The sequence below is a fragment of the Allobosea sp. 2KB_26 genome (assembly GCF_052115715.1).
Lineage (GTDB): Bacteria > Pseudomonadota > Alphaproteobacteria > Rhizobiales > Beijerinckiaceae > Allobosea.
In genome coordinates this window covers 259,406-266,275 of the sequence record NZ_JBFRHE010000009.1, presented here as the reverse complement: position 1 = coordinate 266,275, position 6,870 = coordinate 259,406, and the positions used below count along the sequence as shown (strand labels likewise).

At 64.5% G+C, this 6,870-nt stretch carries 6 protein-coding genes; 1 reads left to right on the top strand and 5 read right to left on the bottom strand.

The genetic code is table 11. The annotated features are described in order from the left end of the window. Positions 1 to 167: 167 nt before the first annotated feature. Together AB4099_RS23140 and AB4099_RS23135 are read right to left on the bottom strand one after the other, a co-directional pair. Positions 168 to 2,066 (bottom strand): methyl-accepting chemotaxis protein, encoded by a 1,899-nt coding sequence (locus AB4099_RS23140; RefSeq protein WP_441479765.1) that lies wholly within the window; start codon positions 2,064 to 2,066, stop codon positions 168 to 170. Positions 2,067 to 2,296: 230 nt separating this feature from the next. Continuing rightward, the gene (locus AB4099_RS23135) at positions 2,297 to 2,683 is read right to left on the bottom strand and encodes a DUF1127 domain-containing protein (protein ID WP_113518923.1); all 387 of its coding nucleotides are present in this window, start codon (positions 2,681 to 2,683) and stop codon (positions 2,297 to 2,299) included. Between the two features lie 175 nt (positions 2,684 to 2,858). Between AB4099_RS23135 and AB4099_RS23130 the strand changes: the two genes are divergently transcribed. Then, a complete protein-coding gene (locus AB4099_RS23130; RefSeq protein WP_069877505.1) occupies positions 2,859 to 3,740 on the top strand; it encodes a LysR substrate-binding domain-containing protein in 882 nt (293 codons plus the stop codon). A gap of 50 nt (positions 3,741 to 3,790) precedes the next feature. On the opposite strand, the gene AB4099_RS23125 is transcribed toward AB4099_RS23130, so the two are convergent. The 3 genes from AB4099_RS23125 to AB4099_RS23115 form a co-directional block, all read right to left on the bottom strand. After that, positions 3,791 to 3,967: a Flp family type IVb pilin gene (locus AB4099_RS23125; RefSeq protein WP_441479764.1), complete on the bottom strand. Its 177-nt coding sequence runs from the start codon at positions 3,965 to 3,967 to the stop codon at positions 3,791 to 3,793. A 102-nt stretch (positions 3,968 to 4,069) separates the two neighbouring features. Further along, a complete protein-coding gene (locus AB4099_RS23120; RefSeq protein WP_441479763.1) occupies positions 4,070 to 5,449 on the bottom strand; it encodes a glutamate--cysteine ligase in 1,380 nt (459 codons plus the stop codon). Between the two features lie 192 nt (positions 5,450 to 5,641). Then, complete coding sequence (locus AB4099_RS23115) at positions 5,642 to 6,814, bottom strand: carboxylate-amine ligase (RefSeq protein WP_113518926.1); 1,173 nt, start codon at positions 6,812 to 6,814, stop codon at positions 5,642 to 5,644. Positions 6,815 to 6,870: the final 56 nt, after the last annotated feature.

The following is a 6,870-nucleotide window of genomic DNA, read 5'->3' as shown; positions in this document are numbered from 1 at the left end:
GCGCACGATCCGCTCTCGACCCAGCGGCGTCAGCCGGGCATTCTTGTGGATGTTCATCCGGTTCCTCCCCGAGGGCTCTGAAGCTTCGCAACCTCAGCTTCCTCGCTCGGGACCGGATGGACAACCTATTGAGAGCTCACAGCTAGGCACTCGTCGCCCCGGCTAGATCAGGCGCTGCGCCGCTGTGACCAGTCGATCTCGGCGCCACGGCCTTCGGACATGGCGGCAGCGATCGCCCGGAGATCGGCGACGTTGTCGCGCGTATGGAAGCTCGAGACGAGATCGTTGAGCCGCCGGATCTGATCCCCGAGTGCGCTGGCAGAGGCTGCGCTCTGTTCGGCGAGCGCGGCGTTCTGCTGGGTCATCTCATCCATATGCGCCACCGACTGGCTCATCTCGTCGATTCCGTTGGCCTGCTCGGCCGAAGCAGCGGAGATTTCGGATACGGTCGCGGAGACTTTTCGCGATGCAGCCACGATCTGATCGAGCGCTTCACCGGCAGAGCGGACGAGCCCGACGCCCTGCGCCACCTCCGCTCCCGATTCCGAGATCAGCGCGCTGATGCCCTTGGCGGCCTCGCCCGAGCGCTGCGCCAGTGTGCGGACCTCCGAGGCGACCACGGCAAAGCCCCTGCCGGCATCGCCCGCGCGCGCCGCTTCGACCGCTGCATTCAAGGCGAGCAGATTGGTCTGAAAGGCGATTTCATCGATGACCGAGGTGATGTCGGAGATCTTTCGTGAGGCCGTTTCGATGCGCGCCATCGCAGCGACCGCATCATGGACAATTGCACCGCCCCGTTGCGCCACGCTCATCGCCTCATCGGCCAGCGAGACGGCCTGCTTCGATGCGTGCGCAGAGGCCTTGACCGAGGCGGCAAGCTCTTCCGTGGTTGCCGCAGTCTCCTCCAGCGAGGACGCCTGCTCCTCGGTGCGCTTCGAGAGATCGCCTGCGCCCATATTGATCTCGCGCGCCGCGTTGCCGACATCGGCCGCTGTCGCCTGGATGGTGGTGATCGTCATCGAGAGATGCTCCACCGCCGTATTGAAATCGTCGCGCAGCTTTTCATAGGCAGCGGCAACCTCCGCATCGATGCGGTGGCTGAGATCGCTCTTCGAGAGCAGGTCGAGGCCCTCTGCCAGCAGGCCCATGACCTGACCCTGCTCGCGCGCCAGTTGCTCCTGCTGCTTTGCCTGCTCGGCCCGCTCGCTCTCGATCTGCCGGCGCTGCTGCTCGGAGAGGTCACGCCCTTCGGCGCTCTCCGCCTCGAGACGCTGCACGGCAAGGCCGTTTTCCTTGAAGACCTGGACCGCACGCGCCATCGCGCCGATCTCGTCCTTGCGCGCCTGACCCTGGACCTCGACCGCGTAATCGCCCCTGGCGAGATCATCCATGCGCGACTTCAATGCTTCCAGCGGCCTGGTTATCGAAATCCGGGTCAACAAGGCAGCACCGCCCAGGCCAAGCAGGATGCCCAGGGCTGAGAGTGCCAGGATGACGATGCTCAGTTCCCCGGCCTCGGCATCGAGCGTTTCCGAGGTCGCCTGGGTTTCCGTCTTGATGGCTTCGTTGAGTTTACCTGCCGCGGTGACGATCTCGCCAATGGTGCGATCGAGCTGGGACATGACCGACAACGCCGCCAGATCCTCGTCCTTCGCGGCCTGGGCGACGATATCGTCGATCTGCGGTTTGAGCGCGGAGAGTGCCCGGCCCATGGCGTCGAACTCGGCAGCCTTCTGCGGGAAGCTGATCTTGGCCTCGATCAGCTGGAATTGCGCGCGGTCATAGGCCTTGCGCACATCCTCGATGCTGGTCGCGTTCTGCTTCATGAATTCTGGATAGGCGATCGCCTTGTAGAGATCGCGCACGATGTCGGTCATGGCGCGGGTGGTCCGGCCCGAATCGAGGATCGCCGTCGCGTTGTGCGAGATCAGATCGGAATATGCCTTCTGGATCCGCGCATATTCACGGCCGGCATAGACGGCAGTTGCAACGCTGATCAATCCAAGAACGATCAGCGGGATCGCGATCTTGGTCCTGAGCCGCAGATCCTGAAAGCGCAGAGACATCCGCATACCGACACCCACCCCCCCGAGAAGCATCGAACCGGGCATCGCCGCGGCATGTCGAGAAGGTTCGGCGGGAATGCTGAAAAATAGGTTACGAACGCCGGTTTAGGGCGCTATTTCAGGCAAAATGGCCCCAAATCCCGCATCCATCATGCTCGGGAGAGCCCTAATAAGAAAAACGGACGGAAGCACAAAGCTCCCGCCCGCAAGAAACGCGCAGTGCCAAGGGGTCAGGCGCTGCACGCAACCGTCGAATTCGAACCGGCCGCGACCGAGCGCGGCGTGAGAGCCTTGGCGACAGCAGTCTTCGCCTGAGCCTGTCGAACACCCTCTTCGCGCCGGACAGAGGCGACGCCCGCCCGCGCGCTGGAGCGGGCGGCGAGAGCCGCCGAAGGGTCCTTCAGCCAGGATACGGTCAGCGCGCCGTCGATGTCGGAGCGGACGAGACCGATATCCTTGAGGCCGCGCTCGTCGAGCTCGGAGAGCCTCAACACCTCACGGCGGTGAATCAAAGCGCGCGTCAGGGCTTTCACGCCAACATAACCGCCGGCAACGACACGCGTGACGCCGGTGGCGACGAACGAGAGCGACTTCGGAACGAATGTCAGGATCAGCATGGCGACCTCCTTCAGGGGTCTGGCGGCAAAACGAGCATTTTCCGGCTCGGCTGGAGCGCACCGACGACACGGACTGGAGAACGCCTGGAGGATAGCTTTGCGCTGGCCATCAGCCAAACGAATGGTTATGATGCTTCACAGCACGGATATTGATGATCCATCGTGGGGGTGCTCCATGGCGCATGTTCTCGACGCCGACCAGCTCAAGACCTTTGTCGCCATTGCCGATACGGGCTCGTTCACCCGCGCAGCGGAGATCGTCTACAAGACGCAATCCGCCGTCTCGATGCAGATGAAGCGCCTTGAGGAACGGGTCGGGCGCCCGCTCTTCGGCCGCGACGGACGCCACGCCAAGCTGACGGAAGATGGTGAGCGCCTGCTGGATTACGCGCGCCGCATCGTGCGTCTCAATCTCGAATGCGTGGCGAGCTTTGCCGATGCCGATCTCAAGGGGCGCATCCGCCTCGGCGTTCCCGACGACTATGCCGACCGCTATCTTCCCGAGATCCTGGCTCGCTTTGCCCATTCCAACCCGCGCGCCGAGGTGACGGTCGTCTGCGAGCCGACACCGATGCTGGCCGAGCGCATTGGCACCGGTGATATTGATCTCGCCATCATCACCCATGTCGAAGGCCGCGGTCAGGGCGAGATCATCCGGATCGAGCCGCTGCTCTGGGTCACCTCTGCGCGCCATACCGTCCATGAGGAGGACCCGCTCCCGCTCGCACTCGGCCGTCCGACCTGCAACTGGCGGCAGGCTGCGGTCGAAGCGCTGGAGAAGAAGGGGCGGCGCTTCCGCGTGCTCTATGCGAGCTGGAATTCGACGGCCGTCGGTGCAGCGGTGGTTGCCGGCCTTGCGGTCTCAGTGCTGCCGGAGAGCGCGATCAGGCCCGGTATGCGCATACTCGGCCCCAGCGAGGGCTATGCAACCCTGCCGTCCTGCAAGATCGGGCTATTGCGCACGCGCTTCGACCCCTCGGTGCTCTCCAATGCCCTGGCAGAGCACATCATCCAGAGCCTCGACAACCTCGCGAGCTTCAAGACGGCGGCGGAGTAGGACCGTCCGCAGCCTGCCCCCGGGCCCGGCTCCCTCCGGAGCCGTGGTTTTCAGGGATTGAGCCCGGTCTGTACCGCTTCAAATACCCCGCGCACAAACCGACCGATCTCCTGCCCGCCGACGATCACGGACATCGAGATCCCGACGGCAATCAGCCCATATTCGATCGCCGTCGCGCCGCGATTGTCGCGGGCGAAGCCGAGAAGAAGGGTGCGCAATCGTTCCATATCGGCATGCTCGCTCCGAAGCTTCGGAGAAAGCGTTAACGCGCGACGGCAAATGCCGCGAAACGGCGGGTTTGCCAGGGGATTCCGCGGCCGATCGGCGGTTTAGATAAGCAAATCCTTAAAGACAGGCTCGACGCGCTCGTGCCATTCCCCGCGATACCGATCAGCAAGATCCTGAGCCAGGCTGCGGCCGCTCTCGGCAATCGCGAGAACAGGATCGAGGAAACGCGTCTCGTCCTGGCCCTTGCCGTTCAGGCGAGCGCGGCGGGCGAGGCCAGCGCGCGACAATTCCAGTACCTGCTGTGCAATCTCGCGCACGCTGCGACCAGCAACTGTGGCAGAGAGCCCAGCCGCAGGCACCGCGTCGCGCAGGCCCTGGCGGTCCTCTGTGCTCCAGACCTTGACCAGGTCCCAGGCGGAGTCGAGCGCGACCTGATCATAGAGCAGTCCGACCCAGAAGGCGGGCAGCGCGTTCAGCAAGGCGGGCGGCCCGGCATCTGCGCCCCGCATTTCCAGAAAGCGCTTCAGCCGAACTTCGGGGAACAATGTCGACAGGTGGTTGGCCCAATCGGACATGGTCGCATGCTCGCCCGGCAGTTGCGGCAGCCGGCCCGCGAGCAGATCGCGGAAGGACGCACCGGTCACGTCATGATAGACCGGCCCGCGCTTGACGAAATACATCGGCACGTCGAGCGCCCAATCGACATATCCCTCATAGGACATGCCCTCGTCGAACACGAAAGGCAGCATGCCCGAGCGGGCATTGTCGGTGTCCCGCCAGATTTCGGAACGTACCGACTGGAAGCCATTGAGCTTGCCCTCGGTGAAGGGCGAAGAGGCGAAAAGCGCGGTTGCAATCGGCTGCAGGGCAATCGAGACCCTGAGCTTCTTCACCATGTCCGCCTCGTCGGCGAAATCGAGGTTCACCTGCACGGTGCAGGTCCGGAACATCATGTCGAGGCCGCGCGTGCCGACCTTCGGCATGTAGTTGGCCATGATCCGGTAGCGGCCCTTCGGCATGACGGGGGTCTGCTCCCGCGTCCATAGCGGCGAGTGGCCGAGCGCCAGGAAGCCGATCCCATGAGGCTCGGCGACCGCCTTCACGTCGGCCAGATGCGCGGCAAGCTCCGCCGCCGTTTCATGCAGTGTCTCGACCGGCGCGCCGGAGAGTTCGAACTGGCCACCGGGTTCAAGCGAGATTGCCCCGCCACCTTCGGGCCCGGCCAGGCCGATGATATGGCCATCGTCAATGATCGGCTCCCAGCCGAGCCGCTGCTGCATCCCTTCGAGCAGGTGCCGGATGCCTCCTGCGGCCCCTCGCCCGTCATAAGGCACGGCGCCGATATCGGCGCGGTAGAACGGGAACTTCTCGTGCTCGGTCCCGATCCGGAAGGCGGAGCGAGGCTTTTCGCCTGCCGCAATCCAGCCGATCAGCTCGGACTTCGACGCGATCGGGGTGGAATCGGACACATCGCGAGCCATGGGCGCTCCGGCAGGACGAAGGGATGGCCGACATCTCGCACGCACCAGAAGGCACGGTCGAGGCAGGCTCAGAGAGCGTCAGACATATGCGACCGCCGGACGGAGGACAACGACCTCCGTCCCGCGTTCATGGAAGGAGATTGCTTGCGCAAATGCACAACGCACATGCCGGCATCCTTCATGCGCTTGCGTTCAGGCCACACCGCGCAGAGGCTGGATCGTGTCCTGCAGCCGGCTTGCGCCATCGCTTCGCGTCTCCGACGCCAGCCAGTCGATGACTGAGGTCAGGCCTCCCGCGTCACCGCCGGTGCGTGCGCGGGCCTCCTCGAAGATGGCGAGCTGCCGATCCGCACTCGTGCCCTGGGTCGCAATCACCCGGCAGTCGCCCAGCTCATCGGCACAGCCGAGCGCCGCGGCATCGTCCGAAAGCTGTTCAATCAGTTCGTCGACCAGACTCGGAACCGAGCGCATCCCCCTGCTTTCCGCGCAGACCAATCCACCGTGGATCCCATAACGCTGGGCCCGCCAGACATTCTCCGCCGCGATGGCGCGCGCAGCCGCGGTCAGATCGGCGTTGAGCCCGGGATTCCTGCAGAGGTGGCGAACCAGGCACCGATAGAGCGCGGCGATGGCCAGCGTATCGTCCAGGCGCGTGCAGCTGTCGGCGATGCGCAATTCCAGCGTCGGATGCTTCTCTGAAGGGCGAATCGCCCACCAGATATAGCTGGCATCCTTGATCGCCCCGGCCGCGACCAGGGTATCGACATAGGCGCGGTAGTCGGCGGGTTCGAGGAAGAGCTCCGGCAGGCCGGTGCGCGGTAGTTCCGCGTAGGCGGATAATCTGTAGCCCATCAGGCCGGTGCGCCGCCCCTGCCAGAAGGGCGACGACGTCGACAGTGCGAGAAACACCGGGAGGAACGGCATGATCCGCCCCATCAGCCGGATGCGCTGATCTTCGTCCGGCACCTCGACATGGATATGGAGCCCACAGAGCTGGTTGCGGCTGCCGAGCATCTGGAGTTCGCGCATCAGCTTGTCATAGCGAGCCGCCTCGGTGGCGCGCTGGCGCGACCAGGCCGCGCTCGGATGCGTGCCGCAGGCGAGCAGGAGCATATCATGCGCCAGCCCGATGCTCGCAAGGCCGGTCCGCAGCGTCGCCAGCGATTTGCGCGCCTCTCCCATCGTCTCGCAGACCGGTGTCGCCACCTCGATCTGGGACTGCAGCATCTCCCGTTGGACTTCGCTCGGAAACGCCGCCTGCACGGCATCGAGGAATGCCGGCGAGATCTTCCGGACGATGCCACGTGTCGTGAAATCGGACAGGAAATACTCTTCTTCGATACCGAAGCGGCAGGCTTGGCTCATCTCATGGTCCTCGCGGGTCGTCGAATCACGGGAGCAGACCCTCGCGCGCAAAACCG